Below are 19619 nucleotides of genomic sequence, written 5' to 3' on the forward strand. Positions count from 1 at the left end.
GTTCGCGGTGGAACCGGTGTTCCGGATGCGCGGCGCCGGCCCGCCCGCCGGCGCGCGCGATCGGCATCACGCGCTGCACGCGCCGGCCGGATGCGCTAGTGTTCTGGCTGCGGTGGCGCGCAGGGCGTGCGCCTCGCCTTTCGTCATCCGATTTCTGGCAGGAGCATCGCTTGAGCGCATCACAGGTCACCCCGGACTCCCCGTTTCACTACTACGAACCCGCGACCGGCCACGGCCTCGCGCACGATCCGTTCAACGCGATCGTCGGGCCACGCCCGATCGGCTGGATCTCGAGCCGCGACGCCGCGGGGCGGCCGAATCTGGCGCCCTACAGCTTCTTCAACGGCTTCAACTACCATCCGCCGCTGGTCGGCTTCGCGAGCATCGGCTGGAAGGACAGCGTCGCGAACATCGACGCGACCGGCGAGTTCGTCTGGAACCTGACCACGCGCGCGCTCGTCGAGCAGATGAACATCAGCTGCGCGCCGCTGCCGCGCGGCGAGAGCGAGGCGGCCGTGGCGCGCCTCGAACTGCTGCCGTCGCGCCGCGTGGGCGCGATGCGCGTGGCCGCGAGCCCGGTGCATTTCGAATGCCGCAAGACGCAGATCGTCCGGCTGCAGGGCGCCGACGGCGTCGAGGTGGATACCTGGCTCGTGCTCGGCGAGGTGGTGGCCGTGCATATCCGCCACGAGCTGCTGCGCGACGGCATCTATCGCACCGCCGAGGCACGGCCGGTGCTGCGCGCGGGCGGACGCGGCGACTACGCGCAGATCGAGCCGTCGGCGATGTTCGAGCTGCTGCGTCCGCAGACCCCCGAGGACGCCGAGCGGATGGGGCGCGCGTTCGATTGAACGGCCGGCGCGGCGGCGCCGGGCGGGCGCTCACGGCGTGGGCGCGAGGTTGGACCGCCGCCGACACGGTGGCGAGCGGAGCTTGCCGTGGCGTTGCAGCGGCCGGCCTGCCGCCATCGCGGCGCCTGCCCCCGGGCGGCGCGCAGGCCGCGTGGCCGGAGCCGGCGGCTAGCCGGCCGCCATCTTCGTCACGAGTTCGATGATCTTGCGTGTCGGCACGCTGACGGTGAGCGTCTCGAAGCGCCGGCGGCCGAACCAGCGGCAGCCGGTGATCTCGTTGCTGGCGATCGCCTTGCGGCCGCGCGGCACGTCGGCGATGAACACGTGATGGCGTTTCGACAGGCCGCCGAACAGGAACGCGTAGCGCAGCGCGATATCGTCGAGACGGGTTTCCTCATACAGCTCGCGCCGGGCCGCGTCGAGCGGCGACTCGCCGCTGTGGATCGTGCCGCCCGGCAATGCCCAGCGCGATCGCGGGCGCGTCACGAGCAGGATCTTGTTGGCGCGGCGGCACAGGATGGTGGCGCGTTCTTTCATCGAATTTTCGGCAATCGGTTCGGAGCGGCGGCTCGCGGACGCCGGGTCCGCATGCCTGCCGCGTGGTGCCGCCGCGTCGGCGCGGCGATCGGGTCGGCCGGGAACGGGCGCCGCTGCGAGGCGCCCGCGCGCTCAGGCAAACAGGTCGATCACGGGCCAGCCGCGTTCGCCGGCCAGCGCGCGCAAGCGCGCGTCAGGGTTGGTGGCGACCGGATCGGTGACGCGCTCGAGCAGCGGCAGGTCGTTGATCGAATCGCTGTAGAAGAAGCTGCGCGGGAAATCCTCGAGCCGGTGGCCGAGTGAGGCGAGCCATTGCTCGGTGCGCGTGATCTTGCCTTCGCGGAACGTCGCGACGCCGATCGGGTGGCCCGTGTAGCGCGCGGCCGGGTCGCCGCCCTCGGTGCCGAGCTCGATCGCGAGCAGGTGCTCGAAGCCGAGCGCGCGGCCGATCGGCGCCGTGACGAACGCGTTGGTGGCCGTCACGATGCAGCAGAGGTCGCCCGCATCGGCGTGCCGCGCGATCAGCTCGCGCGCGGCCGGCGCGATCGCCGGCTCGATCACGGCCGTCATGTATTGCGTATGCCAGGCGTCGAGCTGCGCGCGCGAATGGCGCGCCAGCGGCGCGAGCGCCACGCGCAGGTAGCCGTCCATGTCGAGCGCGCCCGCCGCGTAGTCGCGGTAGAGCCGGTCGATCGATGCCACGTGCTCCACCGCGCCGTCGATGCCGAGCGTCACGAGAAAGTGCGCCCACGACTGGTCGCTGTCGAGCGGCAGCAGGGTGTGGTCGAGGTCGAACAGCGCGAGGTGACGGCTCATCGGGACTTCCTGACAATCTGGGAACGAACGGGGCGAACGAACGGGGTGAATTCCGGGGGGATTCCGGGGCACGGCACGGGGCTGGCCGGCCGGAAAGTCGAAAAATGCTAACGAGAATTCCACAAAATGACAAATCAGCAAAACTTTACAACCACGCGGCGGCTCGGCCACGGTGGTGGCGCGCGCAACCATCGGCGCCTGACGGGGTGCCTGACGTGCACCGCCGTGCTCAGGCCAGTACGATTTTCGGCAGACGTTCGGCGAGCGCCGCGAAGCCGTCGGCGTCGCTCGCGCCGCGATGCGTGACGAGCAGGTCGACCGCCTCGGGCGCGCAATAGGCGATGCGGCTGCGCCGGCCGAGCCGGTCGGCGTCGGCCAGCATCACGACGCGCTCGGCCGCCTCGCACATCGCGCGCGCCACCTCGGCCTCGGCGCGGTCCGCGTGGCTCGCGCCGTGGCGCGCGTCGAGCCCGCCCGGCGCCAGCAGCGCGAGATCGGCCTGGTGGCGGCGCACCTCGCGCACGGTCTCGGCATCGGCCGTCGCGAGCGTGCGCGCGGCGAGCGTGCCGCCCAGCACCACCACCTCGTTGGCCGGGCTCGCGCAGGCGCCCGGCGCGCGCAGCCGCGCGACCACCTCGAGCGAGTTGGTGACGATGGTCAGGCCCGTGAGCTTCGCGAGTTCGTCGGCGAGCGCGTTGCTGACCGGGGCGGCGTCGATGAACAGCGTCTGGCCGCTGCCGACCTGGCCGGCCGCCGCCTTCGCGATGGCGCGCTCGATGCGTTCGCGTGCCGGCGCGCGTTCGGCCGGCACGGCGGCATCGGGATGCATCGCGCCGCCGCGCACGCGGATCAGCTCGCCCAGCGCTTCCAGGTCCAGCAGGTCGCGCCGTACCGTCTCGCGCGACACCCCGAGCTCCGCCATGATCCGTTCCGTCGACACGCGCCGCAGCGCGCCCAGCAGCGCGCGGATGCGCTGATGACGGTCTTCCTGCCACATGAGATGTCGTCCTGTGCTGTCGAATGCGCCGGCAGGCCGGCCGCGGGCGCGACCCCGCGCGCCCGGACGAGGTGCCAGTGTTGCAGGCTTGCGTGGCAGTTCCGGGGCAGGGGCGAGGATGGGTGCGCGGTCGGAGCGTGAGGCGCGGGCGAGACACGAGGCGCGAGACACAGGCGGGACGACGAGAGGGGCGACGGACGGCACTGACGGACGAGGACCGGGCGCATGTTCCGGCGAGGCGGCCCGGGCGGCGGCGATGAGCGGTGCACATGAGCGGTGCACATGAGCGTGAGCGACAGGCGACGGCCGGCATTTGGCGGCGCACGCGGATGGCCGGCGGGGGCCGTGCCGACATGGCCGGCAAGCTCGTCGTCGCAGGAGCCGGCGCGCGACGGCGGGCGCCCGGTGGGGTGCCGGCGATGCCCGAGCGAAGCATCATGAATCGGCCGGCCGCTGGTCATCCCGCCCGCCCGGGATCCGCCAGGGCCTCGGGGGCCGCGCATGAGTCCGGCCCGTAGGCCGCTCGGCTCGTCCCCCCGATCCCCGGCGCGGCGCGCGTACCCGCCCTCAGCCGCGCGTCGCGACCCCCGCCGCGACCGGCGCCGCGCGCGTGACGCGCGCCAGATAGGCGACGCAGACGATGCCCGCCGCCAGCAACGCGAGCGCATAGCCGGCCACCGCGTGCCAGCCGCCCTGCTGCCAGAACTGCCCGCCCCACGAGCCGAGCACGCTCGACCCGAGGTAGTACGCGAGCAGGTAGAGCGCCGACGCGTAGCTCTTGGCGCCCTGCGCGAGCAGGCCGACCCAGCTGCTCGCGACCGAGTGCGTGATGAAGAAGCCGATCGTCAGTACCGCGATGCCGGCGATCACCACCGCCAGCGACGCGTCGAGCGTGAGCGCGACACCGGCCGCGCTGGTGGCGATGCCGGCCACCATCACGGGAACCCGGCCGAAGCGGTCGGCCAGCGCGCCGGCCGTCGACGAGGCGGCGATACCGAACACGTAGGCGCTGAAGATCAGGCCGGTGCGCGTGGCGTCGAGCGAGAACGGCGGCGCCATCAGCCGGAAGCCGGCGTAGTTGTAGATCGTCACGAACTCGCCCATCGCGAGGAAGCCGATCGCGAACACGGCGGGTAGCGCCGCATGCGCGAGCTGGCGGCGCCACGACGCGACGTGCTCGGCGATCCGCACGCCCGCGCGCGGCGCGAAATGGCGCGAGGCCGGCAGCAGCAGCGCGAAGCCGGCCGCCACCGCGAGGTCGATCACGCCGATCCACTGCATCGCCGCGCGCCACGACATCCAGTCGCCGAGCACGCTCATGCCGACCCGGCCGACCATCCCGCCGAACGCGGTGCCGCCCACGTAGAGCCCCATCGACAGGCCCAGCCCGCGCGGCTGGATCTCTTCGGCCAGGTAGGCCATCGCGGTGGCCGGCACGCCGCCGAGCACCAGCCCTTCGAGCGCGCGCGCGACCAGCACGCCGGACCAGCTCGGCATCCAGGCCGCCACCAGGTTCAGCGCGGCGGCCAGCGCCATCGACACGAACATCAGGCGGCGCCGGCTCAGGCGCTCGGATAGCGCGCTCGCCGCCAGGATCGCGAACGCGAGGCAGCCGGTGGACAGCGACAGCGCGAGCGAACTCTGCGCCGCGCCGATCGAGAACGCATTCGCGAACAGCGGCAGCAGCGGCTGCACGCAGTAGAGCAGCGAGAACGTGGAGAAGCCGGCGAGGAACAGCGCGAGGCTGACGCGGCGATAGCTGGCGCTGCCGGGCGCGATGCGGGTATCGGCGCCGGGCGCGGTGCAGGCGGGGGAGACGGTGTTCATGGCGATGGCCGGCACGCGCCGGCGGACGGGTAACGGATGACAGGGCTCCATTGTCCGCACCCGTAGTTATACTGTCCAATATATGAAAAGGATTGGAGAAAGACGTTTCACAGATACCATGGAGCTACGCCATCTTCGTTATTTCCTCGCCATCGCCGAGGCGTCGAACGTCACGCGTGCCGCCGAGCGGCTCGGCATCGGCCAGCCGCCGCTGAGCCAGCAGATCCGCAATCTCGAGCGCGAGCTTGGCGTCGAGCTGTTCCGGCGCACCGCGCACGGCGTGGTGCTGACGAGCGCCGGCGAGGCGTTTCGCGTTGAGGCCGCGCGCACGCTCGACGACGCCGCGCGCGCGATGCGCGCGGCGCGGCAGGCCGGCAGCGGCGAGACCGGCAGCCTGCGGCTCGGCTTCACCGCCTCGGCCGTGTTCAATCCGGTGGTGCCGGCGCTGATCCAGCGCTTCAAGGCCGCGTGGCCGGCCGTCGAGGTCACGCTCGAGGAGGCCAACACGCCGAGCCTGGTGCGCCGCCTGCTCGACGAGCAGCTCGACGCCGTATTCGTGCGGCCCGGCGTGGAGGCGTTCGACGGGATCCGGCTGCGCGCGTTCGCCGACGAGCCGATGAAGCTCGTCGTGCCGGCCGTGCACCGTTTCGCGAAGCGCCGCCGCGTGGCGCTCGACGCGCTCGCCGACGAGGCCTTCGTGCTGGTGCCGGGGCCGTCGGGCGCGACGCTCTACGCCGAGATCCTCGACGCGTGCCGGCGCGCCGGCTTCACGCCGCGGCTCGCGCAGGAGGCGCCGCAGATCTCGTCGGTGATCAATCTGGTGGCGGCCGGCTTCGGCGTGTCGATCGTGCCGGCCGCGTTCGAGCAGGTGCGCGTGCAGGGCGTGCGCTATCTCGACATCGACGGCGTGCCGGCCGTGGCGCGGCTCGCGCTGGCCACGCGCGACCGCGAGCGCGAGGCGGTGGTCGCGAACCTGATCGCGCTGCTGTGAGCGTGGTGCGCCTGGGCAGTCGGGAAGGGGAGGAGGCGCGCCGTTACAGCGGCTTCGCGGCGATCAGGCCCGAGGCGCGCACGAACTTGCCGGCGCCGAGATGGTGGATCGTGTGCAGCGCTTCGTTGCTGTCGTCGAGCGTCCAGTGGCCGTTCGAGAACGCGCGGCTGTCGGCCGCCGCCGACACCACCTCGCAGAAGCAGGTGTCGTAGGCCTGCTCGGTGTGCGGCTCGGGGATCAGCCGGCATTCGAGCCAGGCCACGCAGTCCCGCTCGATCACCGGCACGCCGAGCACGGGGCCGGGCCGCGCGTCGATCGCGTAGCGCGCGAACTTGTCGCCGTCGCGCCCGCTCGTGCCGCCCACCGCGAAGGTCAGGTCGAGCGCGGCGAAGCCCGGCACCACGATGCCGAACGTGCCGCTCGCCGTGATCAGCTCGCGCGTGAAGGTGGTCTTGTCGATCACCACGGCGAGGCGCGGCGGCGTGAATTCGACCGGCATCGACCAGGCCGCGGCCATCACGTCGCGGCGCGTGCCGTCGCTGCTCGTGACGAGCACGGTCGGGCCATGGTTCAGCAGGCGGCTCGCGTGTTCGAGCCGGACGGGAGTGAAAGGCTTCATGAAAGCATGCGGGAAGATGGGCGAAGCGGCCGATTCTACCGGGACGGCCACCAACTTGCGCCACTTCCGCTGCGTTCCGCTACCATACGAGCCCCCGACTTTTCCCGAACCCGAGGAACCCGCCGTGATCCAACCGACTCTCGTCTTCAAGGACAATCTCGCGCAACTGCCGTCGATCGACGGCATCGAACGGATCGAGCTCGTCGATGCCGGCGGCGCCGTCGTCGCGACCATCGAGAACCAGCCGGGCAAGCAGGGCTCGCTGGCCGTCTATCACTATCTGCAGCAGGCGTTCGGCACGCTCGACGCGCGTGCGGCCGAGCACGGCCTCGCGGTGTTCGGCGAGCACACGGCCGACGCACGCAATCGTCCCGGCGCGCATCCGAACGTCGATCGGTTGCTCGAAGTCGCCGCGGGCGGCGGCGCGCTGCGCATCGACGTGATCGCGGCTGCCTGACGGGCTGCCGGCAAGACCGGGGCTGCCGGCAAGACCGGCGCGGCGGCGTGGTGCAGACCGCCGCGTGGCCACCGCAACATGCCGGTCATTCGAAGTTCATTCAGCGTTCATTCCGCCGCTTTCACGCGCCGCCGGCATCACTTCGCGATGCCGCGTGCCGTCAGGCTTCCGAGCCGGCGCGCTCGCGCGCCTCGCGCGCCACGCCGAATTCGCCGTCGAGCCAGCGCTCGACCAGCCCCGGCAGCTCGCTCATCCGCTCGAACGTTTCATGGACGCCGATCTCGCGCAGCGCCTCGCGGCGCTCGGCCGGATGGTGGGCGCTGCCGGTGAAGCCGAGCACGGTCATGCCGGCCGCGAGCGCGGCGCGCGCGCCCGTCACGCTGTCCTCGACCACCGCGCAGCCGGCGGGCGGCACCCGCAGCTCGCGCGAGGCGGCCAGGTAGACGTCGGGCGCCGGCTTCGGCTGCGCGACGCGGTCGCCCGTGAAGAGCCGGCCGCCGAAGCAGGCATCGAGGCCGAGCCGCGCGACCACGCGTTCCACGTAGTCGAGATCGCTGTTGCTCGCGCAGGCGAGCCGCAGCGGCAGCGCGTGCAGCGCCTCGACGGCGCCGGGGATCTGCGGCGCGTCGGCCGCGCGCGTGCGGATTTCCTCGCGAATCGAATGGATCTGTTCTTCGCTGATGGTGCGGCCGAACGCGGCGGCGGCCCGGGTCAGCACGACCGCGGTGCGCATGCCGAGCAGCGGACGGATCGCGTCGTGGACGCCTTCGACCTGCCAGAGGGCTTCGAGTCGTTCGATCACGATGCGCTCGGCGATCGCTTCGCTGTCGACCAGCACGCCATCGCAGTCACTGATCAGCGCGCGGTCCTCGTGCGGGGTGGAGGGGAGGGGGGATGACATGTGTTTCTCCTGCGGTAACGAGTCATCATACCGGTAACATCGGTCGGCACGACGGTCGGAGCGACCGGTTGGCGGCATGCGGCGCAACGATGTCGCGCCCTGGCTCGGGGCGGCAGACCGGTACTGCGACCGTGTGTCTCAGGTGAGATGAGGACGCAGCGCGACGCGTCATATCGATTGTTGCGATGCGAAAAGATCAATCGTCTGAAGTTTGAGCAAAGGCTCGAACGTGAATTGTTGGATGAAATTCGACGTTCGACGGTGGCCGATCCGACATGAAAAGCATGGCGGGAAGCGATGCCGTTTCATTCGTATTTCCGACAAATTATTGGATGAAATCCGGGAAAGATTGGATTTCATGCGATGTTTCCGCCGAATTCGAGCGCGATTTCGCGCCGGCTTCCGATCCGGGCCACGCCATGATCCTTGACTCGCAATCAAGGGTCTTTCGCGACAAGGCAGCTTTTTGCATGGCAACATGCCGGGCACACTACGCCTCAACCGAATCCGCGGGCGCGGCGGCGGGCTTCCCGCCGGCCGCGCCCGCTCCGTTACAGGATCCGCCCGCCATGAACGCTTCCCCCACCCGCGCCGCGCAGCCGGCCGCGCGCTCGAACCTGCCGCTGCTGGCGCTGGCCGTCGGCGCGTTCGGTATCGGTACCACCGAGTTCTCGCCGATGGGCCTGCTGCCCGTGATCGCCGACGGTGTCCACGTGTCGATCCCGACCGCCGGGATGCTGATCAGCGCCTACGCGATCGGCGTGATGGTCGGCGCGCCGATCATGACGCTGCTGCTCGCGCGCGCCTCGCGGCGCACCGCGCTGATCCTGCTGATGGGCATCTTCACGCTCGGCAACCTGCTCTCGGCGCTGGCCCCCGACTACACCACGCTGCTGCTCGCGCGGCTCGTGACGAGTCTCAACCATGGCGCGTTCTTCGGCATCGGCTCGGTGGTGGCCGCCTCGGTGGTGCCGCGCGAGCGCCAGGCCAGCGCGGTGGCGACCATGTTCATGGGGCTCACGATCGCCAACGTCGGCGGCGTGCCGGCCGCCACCTGGCTCGGCCAGGCGATCGGCTGGCGCATGTCGTTCGTCGCCACGGCCGGCCTCGGCCTGCTCGCGATCGCGGGCCTGCTCGCCGCGCTGCCGAAGGGCGAGACGGGCGCGATGCCGAACCTGCGCGCCGAACTCGCGGTGCTGACGCGGCCGGTGGTGCTCGGCGCGCTCGCCACCACGGTGCTCGGCGCCGGCGCGATGTTCACGCTCTACACCTACGTGGCGCCCGCGCTCGCGCAGCTCACGCATGCCACGCCGGCCTTCGTGACCGCGATGCTGGTGCTGATCGGCGTGGGCTTCTCGATCGGCAACGTGGCGGGCGGCAAGCTCGCCGACCGTTCGCTCGACGGCAGCCTGATCGCGTTCCTGCTGCTGCTGATCGTCGTGATGGCCGCGTTCCCGGTGCTGGCCGCCACCCATCTCGGCGCCGCGCTGGCGCTGCTGGTGTGGGGCATGGCCACCTTCGCCGTGGTGCCGCCGCTGCAGATGCGCGTGATGCGCGCCGCGGCCGAGGCGCCGGGGCTCGCCTCGTCGGTCAACGTCGGCGCGTTCAACCTCGGCAACGCGCTCGGCGCGGCGGCCGGCGGCGCGGCGATCTCGTCCGGCCTCGGCTACGCGGCGGTGCCGGTCGTCGGCGCCTCGATCGCCGTGCTCGGCCTGCTGCTGGTGCTTTCGCAGATGCGCCGGCGCCCGAGCCCGGCCGCCTGCTGAGCCGCGGCAGCAACGTCAACCGTATCGGCCGGCCGGTCGCCCGTCTTCATCGATGGCGCCGCGGCGCCCACCTCACCGCGCATCGGCTTTCGGGCGCGCGGTGGCCCGCCCGCGCCGGTCTTTCTCCGTTCTCATCGACAGGACAACGAATCATGAATCGCATTCCTCCGTTCGGCCTCGGCACGTTTCGCCTGAAAGGGCAGGTGGTGGTCGATTCGGTGCGCGACGCGCTCGAACTCGGCTACCGCGCGATCGACACCGCGCAGATCTACGACAACGAAGCCGAGGTGGGCCGCGCGATCGCGGAATCGGGCATCGCGCGCGACGCGCTGTTCGTGACGACCAAGATCTGGGTCGATCACTACGCGCCGGAGCGGCTCGTGCCGAGCCTCGAGGCCAGTCTCGCGAAGCTGCGCACCGACCGGGTCGACCTGACGCTGATCCACTGGCCGGCGCCCGGCAACGGCGTGCCGCTCGCGGCCACGCTCGAGGCGCTCGCCAACGCGAAAGCGCGCGGCCTCACGCGCGAGATCGGCATCTCGAACTTCAACGTCGCGCTGACGCGCGAGGCGATCGACGTGCTCGGCGCCGGCGCGATCGCGACCAACCAGATCGAGCTGAGCCCGTATCTGCAGAACCGCGCGCTGGTGGCGTTCCTGGCCTCGCAGGGCATCGCCGTGACCTCGTACATGACGCTCGCCTACGGCAAGGTACTCGGCGACCCGGTGCTCGGCGCGATCGCGGCCGCGCGCGGCGCGACGCCGGCGCAGGTCGCGCTGGCCTGGGCACTGCAACTTGGCTATGCGGTGATTCCGTCGTCGACGAAGCGCGCGAATCTGGCGAGCAATCTGCTGGCCCGCAACCTGCGGCTCGACGAGGACGAGATGGCGCGCATCGCCGAACTCGAACGCAACGGACGCGAAGTGAGCCCGGCGGGGCTGGCGCCCGACTGGGATTGAGTGCGCCGCGCGCTTATTGCGGGGCGCTGGCCGGCGCCGGTGCGGCCGGCGTGAGCGGGGTGGAGGCGGGGTTGGCCGAGGCGGCCGACGACGGTTGAGCAGCCGAGGCGGCCGGCGCCGGTTGTGCCGGGGCGGCTGCCGGCGGGTTCGCGGCGCGGGTGGTGGGGTTTGCCGCCTTGGCGGCGGCCGGATCGGGCTGCGATGCCGGGGCGGGCTGCGCGGCGGCGGCCGACGCGGCGGGCGTCGTTGCCGTGGCCGCCGTGACTGCCGCCGCCGCGCTCGCCGCGGCCGCGCTGCTCGCGGCAGGCGCGGCCGGCGCAGCAGCGGGCGTGCCCGGCTGGTTCGGCTCGCCGGGCGCCGCGGCGGCCGGATTCGCCGCCGGCGCGGCCATCGTGCCCGCCGTGTGCGGCGTCGCCAGCGCCGACTGCACGTCGGCCGGCGCGGCCGGTGCATCGGGTGCCGGCGTGGCGATCGGCTGCGCGGCCGAGCCGGTGGTCACGGCCGAGGTGCCGGTCGAGGCGACCACGGCCTGCGGGCCGCCCGCCGCATGCGTGGCCGGGCTCGGCGCCGCGTTGGCGGCGTTGTCCGCATTGCTGGTGTTCGCGGCGTGCGTGAGATTCGCCCCCGCACCGCCGTTCGCCGCGGCCTGCGCATGCGGCGCGGCGGCCGGCGATACCGCCGGGAACGTCGCCGGCGTGGCCGAGACCGCGCCGTTCGGCGCGGCCGTGGCGAGCGCGCCGGCGGCCCCCGCCGCCGCGACCGGCACCGGCGCGAGGCCCGATACCGGCGCGGGCGACGGCACCGGCGGCGTCGGCACGGCCGGCGTCTTCAGCTTCACGGCGCCGTCGTCGCCGGGCGCGCCGGTGCTCGGCGCCGGTTCCGGCAGCGGCGCCACCGGTTCCTTCTCGGCGGCCTTCGCGGCCGCTTTGCCGTGCCGAGCCGGATCGACCTTCAGGAAGTGATCGACGAGCTTGAAGAAGCGGTCGTAGAACACCCCGGCCGGAATCGTCTCGCTCGCGATCTTCACCATCGAATCGTCGCTCGAACCGATCGGCAGCGACACCGAACCGAGCACCGAGAGCCCCACGCTCGCCGAGGTGGTGGCCTTCTTCAGCGTGTAGCGATCCTGCACCGCGTTCACGTAGGCGATGGTCGAGGTCGAATCGGCGTCCGCGTCGACGCAGACCACGTGAAACTCGATCGTCACGTGCGAATCGTTGTTCGGCTGGAAGTTCTTGCTGCCGTCCACGGTGTCCGGCCGCGTCAGGTTGGTGATGTAGCCCTGGCTCAGCAGCGCGCGCCGCGCGGCCTCGCAGGTGGCCGTCGCGTTCTCGTGGAAGGTGTGCGTGTACGGGCTGCTCGATGCGTCGAACTGCTCCTGCGTGTAAAGCGGTTTCGGCGCCGACGAACAGGCCGCCAGCACGGCCGAGGCCGCGAGCGCGCAGGTGAGGGAAATCAGTCTGGATCGATTGTGCATGGCGTCGGGTAGAGGGTGGGCCACGTGGCACGCGCCCGCCGACGCGTGACGCGACGCCGGGCCGAAGGCGTGACCGGCCGCTATTATAGTTTCCCCTGATGCCGCCCCGCAGTTGCGGTGTTGGATCCGACACGAAAAAAATCCCGCCGGCGTTGCGGCGGGATCGGTTCGAAGCCCGGTCTTCCTGGGCGAGGCGGGGCGCGGCGGCGCCCGACGCGTCCGGCGCGCGTGCCGCGCCACCCCGCCTTCAATCAGGCCGCGCCCGTGCCGACCTCGATCTTGCGCGGCAGCGCTTCGTCGCGGCGCGGAATCCGCAGCGTCAGCAGGCCGTCGCGCAGGCTCGCGTCGATGCGCGAGGTATCGAGGTACGGGCTCACGGTGAAGCTGCGCAGGTAGCGCGGCGCGTGCCACTCGGCGTGCTGCACGCGCAGCCCCGCCGTGTCCGGCAGTTCGGCGCGCGCGTCGATCGTGAGGCGCGCCTCGTGGACGCGCAGGTCGAGGCCCGCTTTCGCGACGCCGGGCAGGTCGGCGCGCAGCGTCACGCCCTGCGCGTCCTCGACGATGTCGACGGCCGGCGTGACGGTGACGCTCCGCGTCGCGGCCGGTTCGTGGCGCACGCCGGCTTGCGGCGTTGCCGCTTCCGGTGCCGCAGCTTGCGGCGCCGTGGCGGTGTGATCCGGCGCGACGGTGGCGGGGCGCTCGATGAGTTCGGGAGTCGTGGTCATGGCGATATTCCTCGCGGCAAATTATTGAACGTGGATCGAACGCGGCTGCGATGCCGCGCGCTTCGCAATACGGATGCGCAGACAACCATTGTCGTAGCGCGCCTCGATCTGCCCCGCATCGGCCGTCGACGGCAGCTCGACGGCGCGGCGGAAGCGTCCGGCGAAGCGTTCGCGGGCCAGCACGCGCGACGCGTCGGCCTCCTCGGCCGGCTTGCGCTCGCCGGTAATCGTCAGGAGTCCTTTGTCGATGGTCACGTCGAAATCGGCGGCCTGCATGCCGGGCGCGAGCGCCACGATCTCGATCGCGTCGTCGGTGATGCCGACGTTGATCGGCGGGAACGCGTCGAAGCGGCCGGCGCGCGCGGCGGCCGTGAACGTCGGTGCCGCGAACAGCCCCGACATCTGCCGTTGCAGCCGGTCGAGTTCGCCGAACAGGCCGGCCCCGAAACGATAAGTGGTCATGGTTCGAATCCTCTCGAAGATCGGCACGAAGCGCGAGCGCGAACGGCACGCGACGTGTGCGATGCGTTGTCAACCGGCGGTGCCCTGTGCAGCCGCCTCATGGCTCCACAGGTAGGAGCGGTGCCGACGAATTCAAGAGGAAAAAATTGGGGTGCCGATGAATCGATGCTTGCGGGTGCATCGATCGGGGAGCGGGTAATGGGTCGCGTTGCGGTCGAGGGGGCGTGCCGTGACGGGGGGCTCGTCTTGCAACAGCCAACGCGTCGTATCGACCGGTCGAGCGCACCGGCCACGGGCGCCGGCGTCGGGGTCGTGCCCCTTCGCTTCAGGGCGATCCCTATCGGGATCATCCCCTAGCTTGCCGCGCCGCCGTCCCACACTGCGGGAGCGCGATGGTATGCTGGTTTTCTTTCTTTTATGACGAGGATTCGTATCGGCAATGCCGATCGACGCGATCGTTTCCACCCTCGATACCGGCGCGCGCCGCGCCGCCGGCCCGCTTGCGCCGGCCGCATCGCGCCGGGCCTCGTCCCTCTCACCAGTGCCGCCCGACGTCCCGCCAGGCTCGCCTCGCCGCGAACCGCCGCGTACCTCGCCGGGCCGCACCCGCGTGCCGCGATGTCCGACCTGACACGCGCCGCCCCCCGATTCCGATTCCCTTTCCCCACTACCAGGAGATTTCCATGACCCGAAGCAATGCGGTCGAGGCCACGCATTCCGCCTTGCTCGACGTACCCGATTACGTCAAGCATCGCGGCCTGATCGACTGGGTCGCGCGCGTCGCCGCGCTGACCGAGCCGGAGCGCGTGGTCTGGTGCGACGGCTCGCAGGCCGAATACGACCGGCTCTGCGAGCAGATGGTCGGGCAGGGCACCCTGATCCGGCTCGATCCGGTCAAGCGCCCGAACTCGTTCCTCGCGCTATCCGATCCGTCCGACGTCGCGCGCGTCGAGGATCGCACCTTCATCTGCAGCGAGTCGCGCGACGACGCCGGCCCGACCAATCACTGGATCGCGCCGGCCGAGATGCGCGCGACGCTCGACGGCCTGTTTCGCGGGGCGATGCGCGGCCGCACGCTCTACGTCGTGCCGTTCTCGATGGGGCCGCTCGGCTCGCCGATCGCGCACGTCGGCGTGGAACTGTCCGACAGCCCCTACGTGGTCGTCAACATGCGGATCATGACGCGCATGGGCCGCGACGTGTATCGCGTGCTCGGCGAGGACGGCCATTTCGTGCCCTGCGTCCACAGCGTCGGCCATCCGCTCGCGGCCGGCGAGGCCGACGTGCGCTGGCCCTGCAACGACACCAAGTACATCGTCCATTTTCCCGAGACGCGCGAGATCTGGAGCTACGGTTCCGGCTATGGCGGCAACGCGCTGCTCGGCAAGAAGTGCTTCGCGCTGCGGATCGCCTCGACCATGGGCCGCGACCAGGGCTGGCTCGCCGAGCACATGCTGATCCTCGGCGTGACCGCACCCGACGGCACCAAGCGCCACATCGCGGCGGCGTTCCCGTCGGCCTGCGGCAAGACCAACTTCGCGATGCTGATTCCGCCGGCCGGCTTCGAGGGCTGGCAGGTCACCACGATCGGCGACGACATCGCCTGGCTCAAGCCCGGCGCCGACGGCCGGCTCTACGCGATCAACCCCGAGGCCGGCTACTTCGGCGTGGCGCCCGGCACCGGCGAGAAGACCAACCCGAACGCGCTCGCCACGCTGCGCGAGAACGTGATCTTCACCAACGTCGCGCTGACCGACGACGGCGACGTCTGGTGGGAAGGGCTGACCGATACGCCGCCCGCCCACCTGCGTGACTGGCAGGGCAACGACTGGACCCCCGGGATCGGCCGCGAGACCGGCCGCAAGGCCGCGCATCCGAACGCGCGCTTCACGGCGCCGGCCTCGCAGTGCCCGTCGATCGACGCCGACTGGGACAACCCGGCCGGCGTCGCGATCGACGCGTTCGTGTTCGGCGGCCGTCGCTCGACCACGGTGCCGCTCGTGACCGAGGCGCGCGACTGGACCGAGGGCGTCTACATGGCGGCCACCATGGGCTCCGAGACCACGGCCGCGGCCGCCGGCCAGCAGGGCGTGGTGCGGCGCGACCCGTTCGCGATGCTGCCGTTCTGCGGCTACAACATGAGCGACTACTTCTCGCACTGGCTCGCGCTCGGCGCGCGGCTCGAGGCGGCCGGCGCGGCGCTGCCGAAGATCTACTGCGTGAACTGGTTCCGCAAGGACGCGCAGGGCCGCTTCGCCTGGCCCGGCTTCGGCGAGAACATGCGCGTGCTGAAGTGGATGCTCGAACGCCTCGACGGACGCGGCGAGGGCGTCGAGCATGCGCTCGGCGTGACGCCGCGCTACGGCGACCTGCACTGGGACGGGCTCGCGTTCACGCCCGAGCAGTACGAGCAGGTGGCGTCGGTCGATCGCGACGCGTGGCGCGACGAACTCGCGCTGCACGACGAGCTGTTCGACAAGCTGAAGGCGCGGCTGCCCGAGGCGCTGACCGAGACGCGCGCGAAGTTCGAGGCGCGACTGGCCGGCTGACGAAGCGTGCGCCCGCGCCGATGTCGGGCACCAGCGGCGACGCCGCACGGGCTTCGAACCGTGCGGCGTTTTTTATCGTGGACTCGTTGTGAATGCAACCAGATGGCCGGCCGCTCGCGGCGCTCCGCATCGCTCGCGAGCGACCGTACGCGCCGGCCCGATTCGATGCGACAATCGTCGCCATTCATCGATATCGGAGACGGGTTCATGGACATCCAACGGATCGCCGTGGTCGGCGCGGGCGTGATCGGCGCGAGCTGGGCCGCGTTCTATCTCGATCAGGGCTTCGAGGTCGTGGTGAGCGACCCGGCGCCCGACGCGCACGAGCGGCTGCAGGCCACGCTCACGCGCTTCCTCGGCGCGGCGCGCCTGCAGGAACGCGCGCCGCGGCTGCGCTTCTCGGCCGATCTCGACGCGGCGCTCGACGGCGTCGGGTTCGTGCAGGAGAACGGCCCCGAGCGGCTCGACGTCAAGCGCGAGCTGTATCGCGCGATGGACGCGCGGCTCGGCGCCGACGCGATCATCGCCTCGAGTTCGTCGGGGCTCAAGATGTCGGCGATCCAGACCGCCTGCGAGCGGCACCCCGAGCGCTGCCTGATCGCGCATCCGTTCAACCCGCCGCATCTGATTCCGCTCGTCGAGCTGGTGGGCGGCGAGGCCACCTCGCGCGACACGATCGAGCGCGCCAGGCGCTTCTACGACGGCCTCGGCAAGGTCACCATCGTGCTGAACCGCGAGATGGCCGGCCACGTCGCGAACCGGCTCGCCGCGGCGTTGTTTCGCGAGGTCTATCACCTGGTGGGCGAGGGCGTGGTCAGCGTCGCCGACGTGGACAAGGCCGTGTCGTGGGGGCCGGGGCTGCGCTGGGGGCTGATGGGGCAGGCGCTGACCTATCACCTCGGCGGCGGCGACGGCGGCATCGAGCATTTCCTCGACCATCTCTCCGGGCCGATCACGAGCTGGTGGGACGATCTCGGCACGCCGTCGTTCGACGCGCGCGTCGATCGCCAGCTCGGCGACGAACTGCGCGCGATCCAGGGCGAGCGCTCGATCGCCGAGTGGGGCGCCGAGCGCGACCGGCTGCTGGTCGAACTGATCGAGGCGCGCCGCCGCAGCTTCCTGCCCTGAGCGCGGCGCCGACACCGGCCGGCCGCGCGCTCAGTTGTAGAACGCCGAGGGCGCCACGCCGAAGTGGCGCTTGAACATCGCCGTGAACGCGCTCTGGCTGCGATAGCCGTGATCGAGCGCGACGCCGAGGATCTTCTCGCCGTGCGCGAGCCGCTGCAGCGCGAGCAGCAGCCGCGCCTGCTGGCGCCAGCGCCCGAACGTGAGCCCGGTCTCGCGGTTGAACCAGCGGTACAGCGTCTTCTCCGACATGCCGAGCTCGCCGGCCCACTCGGCCACCGTGCGGTCGTCGTGCGGCGACGCGAGCAGCGCGTCGCAGACCGCGCGCAGCCGGGCGTCGCGCGGCCACGGCAGATGCAGCGGCAGCTGCGGCACCGAGATCAGTTCGGCCAGGATCAGCTGCATCAGATGGTCGTCGCGCGAGCCGGGCTGGTAGTCGAGCGGCACGTCGATCGCCGCCACGATCAGTTCGCGCAGCAGCGGCGGCACGTCCACCACGCCGGTGCGCGCGCGTAGCGGCTGCGCCACCGAAGGCTCGACGAACACCGTGCGCATCTGCACGTCGCCGCTCATCCGCACGGCATGGTCGAGGCCGGCCTCGAGCCAGACGCCGCGCGTGGGCGGCACCACCCACGCGCCGGTCTCGGCCGTGATCTGCATCACGCCCTCGATCGCGTACAGCAGCTGCGCGCGGCGGTGGCGGTGCGGCGCGATCAGCGTGCCGTGCGGATAGCGCGCGGCCATCGCGGCGACCGGGCGCGGCGTATTTTCGAACGGCAGATGATCGACGGGCGGCTGCGCGGCCGAGCGGGAAACGGCGAACGGGGACATGGCGACGGATCGGGCGACGAGCGCGCGGCACGATGCCGCGAGCGGGACGCGCCAATCGTAGGGGGTTTCAGCGCGTTCGCCAATCGGCGATTGTGCGGGCGGCCGGCGGTTGGGGCGGGCAGCCGGTGCGCGATCAGCGGCGGGCCCAGGGGGAGCGCCGAGCCGGCTGCGGGTGGCGGCTCGCGCCGGCCGGCGCGATACGCTTCAGGCATGCCGCGGCTGTCGCCCGCCGGGCATCATCGCTGCCAAACGCCAAACGCCAAACGCCAAACGCCAAACGCCAAACGCCAAACGCCAAACGCCAAACGCCAAGCGCCAAGCGCCAAGCGCCAAGCGCCAAGCGCCAAGCGCCGCTCAGCGGCCCTGCGCCCAGGGCGGCGGCGCGGCCTGGAAGCGTGCGCGGTTCATCTGCACGGTCTGGTCGCCGGCCGGATAGTCGCCGTCGGTGGTCGGGATCGTGCCGTCGCGATAGGCCTGCACGAGTTCGGCCACCACCTGCGCGTGGGTTTTTTCGGGCACCGGCTGGGGATCGGCGGTCTGGGCCTGCGCGAACGGCGCGGCGGCCGCCAATAGCAGCGGCAAACAGGACGAAATTCGCATGACGGGCTCCTTCGAATGCGTTCCGGCACGCCCGCGCGGGTTGCGCGGCGGCCGGTGCGACGCATTCTGGGCGGCCGACACTGCCCGGACCGTGACCGGACGATGGCACGCGCGTCAGTTGCCGGTTCGCTTCGGGATCCTGCGGGATGGCGACTCCTAAATCGGGCGGCGAGGCTGACGAATCGCCGTAGCCATGCCGACGATCGCCCGACAGTCGATATCGATCCCGCCCGGCCCTCACGAAATCACACCGCCGTCAAACCCCAACACGCCGCTTCAAAACTCCGCGGCCGCCGCCACCAGCGTCGCTTCCAGCGCAAGCGCCGAACGCGAGGCCGACGCGGGCCGGTCGATCACGTATTCGAGGTCGCCGAGCGCCGGCAAATCGGCCTCGAGCCGCGCCAGCCCCTGCGGAATCACGTAGCCGGCGAACGCCGACACACCGAGCCCGGCCGCCGCCGCGGCCCGCAGCGCCGCGATGCTGCTGCTCGACACGGCGATCCGGTAGGGCCGGCCGATCGCGTCGAGCGTTTCCAGCACGCGCCGCCGCGACACGCTCGGCTCCGGGTGCAGCGCGAGCGGCAGCACCGGCTCGCGCCCCGTGATCGGCGAACCGGGCCCGGTACACCAGTAGAGCGGCTCGGTGCGGATCACGCGGCCGCGCCGGCTGCCGGCGATGCGCTTGGCGAACACCAGGTCGTGGCGGCCCTCGTCGAGCGAGGCGAACAGGTCGCCGGAGAGCCCGGTGGCGATTTCCAGCTCGATCTCGGGATTGCGCTGGATGAAGCTGGCGAGCGCGGCGGCCAGGTGCGTCGAGGCGAAATCCTCCGACATGCCGAGCCGCACCTTGCCCGACAGCGGCGGCCCGCACACCGACAGCACCGCCTCGTCCATCAGCTCCAGGATGCGGCCCGCGTAGCGGTGCAGCGCGTCGCCGTTGGCCGACAGCCGCACGTTGCGCGTGTCGCGCTCGAACAGCGGCCGGTCGAGCAGTTCCTCGAGCCGGCGGATATGCTGGCTGACGGTGGATTGCGAAAGGTTGACGCGCTCCGACGCGGCGGTGAAGCTGCCGGTCTGGGCGACGGCGACGAAGCTGCGCAGCAGCTCGGGCGGTAACGGACGCATGGCG

Annotated in this window: 19 protein-coding genes; 7 read left to right on the top strand and 12 right to left on the bottom strand. The window is 71.6% G+C overall.

Annotated features, from left to right (window positions below):
- Positions 1 to 170: 170 nt before the first annotated feature.
- Positions 171 to 851, top strand: coding sequence for a flavin reductase family protein (locus BpN12_RS20945; RefSeq protein ID WP_246797368.1), 681 nt, complete (start codon positions 171 to 173; stop codon positions 849 to 851).
- A 168-nt stretch (positions 852 to 1019) separates the two neighbouring features.
- On the opposite strand, the gene BpN12_RS20950 is transcribed toward BpN12_RS20945, so the two are convergent.
- The 4 genes from BpN12_RS20950 to BpN12_RS20965 all read right to left on the bottom strand — a co-directional run bounded on the left by BpN12_RS20950 (position 1020) and on the right by BpN12_RS20965 (position 5028).
- A complete protein-coding gene (locus BpN12_RS20950; protein ID WP_246797369.1) occupies positions 1020 to 1388 on the bottom strand; it encodes an NUDIX hydrolase in 369 nt (122 codons plus the stop codon).
- Between the two features lie 132 nt (positions 1389 to 1520).
- Positions 1521 to 2204: an HAD family hydrolase gene (locus tag BpN12_RS20955; protein WP_246797370.1), complete on the bottom strand. Its 684-nt coding sequence runs from the start codon at positions 2202 to 2204 to the stop codon at positions 1521 to 1523.
- A gap of 229 nt (positions 2205 to 2433) precedes the next feature.
- Positions 2434 to 3201, bottom strand: coding sequence for a DeoR/GlpR family DNA-binding transcription regulator (locus BpN12_RS20960; RefSeq protein WP_246797371.1), 768 nt, complete (start codon positions 3199 to 3201; stop codon positions 2434 to 2436).
- Between the two features lie 567 nt (positions 3202 to 3768).
- Positions 3769 to 5028, bottom strand: coding sequence for an MFS transporter (locus BpN12_RS20965; protein ID WP_246797372.1), 1260 nt, complete (start codon positions 5026 to 5028; stop codon positions 3769 to 3771).
- A gap of 118 nt (positions 5029 to 5146) precedes the next feature.
- Here BpN12_RS20965 and BpN12_RS20970 point away from each other — a divergent pair, with 118 nt between their 5' ends.
- Positions 5147 to 6019: a LysR family transcriptional regulator gene (locus BpN12_RS20970; protein WP_246797373.1), complete on the top strand. Its 873-nt coding sequence runs from the start codon at positions 5147 to 5149 to the stop codon at positions 6017 to 6019.
- A gap of 43 nt (positions 6020 to 6062) precedes the next feature.
- On the opposite strand, the gene BpN12_RS20975 is transcribed toward BpN12_RS20970, so the two are convergent.
- The gene (locus tag BpN12_RS20975) at positions 6063 to 6638 is read right to left on the bottom strand and encodes a flavin reductase family protein (protein ID WP_246797374.1); all 576 of its coding nucleotides are present in this window, start codon (positions 6636 to 6638) and stop codon (positions 6063 to 6065) included.
- Between the two features lie 124 nt (positions 6639 to 6762).
- Between BpN12_RS20975 and BpN12_RS20980 the strand changes: the two genes are divergently transcribed.
- Complete coding sequence (locus BpN12_RS20980) at positions 6763 to 7095, top strand: DUF2322 family protein (RefSeq protein ID WP_246797375.1); 333 nt, start codon at positions 6763 to 6765, stop codon at positions 7093 to 7095.
- Positions 7096 to 7255: 160 nt separating this feature from the next.
- Here the strand turns inward: BpN12_RS20980 and BpN12_RS20985 are convergent, their stop codons facing one another.
- Positions 7256 to 7996: an HAD family hydrolase gene (locus BpN12_RS20985; protein WP_246797376.1), complete on the bottom strand. Its 741-nt coding sequence runs from the start codon at positions 7994 to 7996 to the stop codon at positions 7256 to 7258.
- A 569-nt stretch (positions 7997 to 8565) separates the two neighbouring features.
- Between BpN12_RS20985 and BpN12_RS20990 the strand changes: the two genes are divergently transcribed.
- Entirely contained in the window at positions 8566 to 9762 is a 1197-nt protein-coding gene (locus tag BpN12_RS20990; protein WP_246797377.1) for an MFS transporter, read from the top strand.
- A 152-nt stretch (positions 9763 to 9914) separates the two neighbouring features.
- Positions 9915 to 10721 (top strand): 2,5-didehydrogluconate reductase DkgB, encoded by an 807-nt coding sequence (dkgB, locus tag BpN12_RS20995; RefSeq protein WP_246797378.1) that lies wholly within the window; start codon positions 9915 to 9917, stop codon positions 10719 to 10721.
- A gap of 13 nt (positions 10722 to 10734) precedes the next feature.
- On the opposite strand, the gene BpN12_RS21000 is transcribed toward dkgB, so the two are convergent.
- From BpN12_RS21000 to BpN12_RS21010, 3 genes are all read right to left on the bottom strand, one after another.
- On the bottom strand, positions 10735 to 12198 hold the full coding sequence (locus BpN12_RS21000) for a DUF2242 domain-containing protein (RefSeq protein WP_246797379.1): 1464 nt from the start codon (positions 12196 to 12198) through the stop codon (positions 10735 to 10737).
- A 251-nt stretch (positions 12199 to 12449) separates the two neighbouring features.
- Positions 12450 to 12923 carry an Hsp20/alpha crystallin family protein gene (locus tag BpN12_RS21005; RefSeq protein WP_246797380.1) on the bottom strand — a complete coding sequence of 158 codons (474 nt, stop codon included), beginning with the start codon at positions 12921 to 12923 and terminating at the stop codon, positions 12450 to 12452.
- Positions 12924 to 12944: 21 nt separating this feature from the next.
- Positions 12945 to 13385, bottom strand: coding sequence for an Hsp20/alpha crystallin family protein (locus BpN12_RS21010; protein WP_246797381.1), 441 nt, complete (start codon positions 13383 to 13385; stop codon positions 12945 to 12947).
- A 683-nt stretch (positions 13386 to 14068) separates the two neighbouring features.
- Between BpN12_RS21010 and BpN12_RS21015 the strand changes: the two genes are divergently transcribed.
- A complete protein-coding gene (locus BpN12_RS21015) occupies positions 14069 to 15934 on the top strand; it encodes a phosphoenolpyruvate carboxykinase (GTP) (protein ID WP_246797382.1) in 1866 nt (621 codons plus the stop codon).
- A 207-nt stretch (positions 15935 to 16141) separates the two neighbouring features.
- On the top strand, positions 16142 to 17062 hold the full coding sequence (locus BpN12_RS21020) for a 3-hydroxyacyl-CoA dehydrogenase NAD-binding domain-containing protein (protein WP_246797383.1): 921 nt from the start codon (positions 16142 to 16144) through the stop codon (positions 17060 to 17062).
- Positions 17063 to 17092: 30 nt separating this feature from the next.
- Here BpN12_RS21020 and BpN12_RS21025 read toward each other — a convergent pair whose 3' ends face one another.
- The 3 genes from BpN12_RS21025 to BpN12_RS21035 form a co-directional block, all read right to left on the bottom strand.
- The gene (locus tag BpN12_RS21025; RefSeq protein WP_246797384.1) at positions 17093 to 17890 is read right to left on the bottom strand and encodes an AraC family transcriptional regulator; all 798 of its coding nucleotides are present in this window, start codon (positions 17888 to 17890) and stop codon (positions 17093 to 17095) included.
- Between the two features lie 354 nt (positions 17891 to 18244).
- Positions 18245 to 18490: a DUF4148 domain-containing protein gene (locus BpN12_RS21030; RefSeq protein ID WP_246797385.1), complete on the bottom strand. Its 246-nt coding sequence runs from the start codon at positions 18488 to 18490 to the stop codon at positions 18245 to 18247.
- A 276-nt stretch (positions 18491 to 18766) separates the two neighbouring features.
- On the bottom strand, positions 18767 to 19615 hold the full coding sequence (locus BpN12_RS21035) for a LysR family transcriptional regulator (protein ID WP_246797386.1): 849 nt from the start codon (positions 19613 to 19615) through the stop codon (positions 18767 to 18769).
- Positions 19616 to 19619 lie beyond the last annotated feature (4 nt).

This window comes from Burkholderia perseverans (assembly GCF_022870505.1).
Lineage (GTDB): Bacteria > Pseudomonadota > Gammaproteobacteria > Burkholderiales > Burkholderiaceae > Burkholderia > Burkholderia plantarii.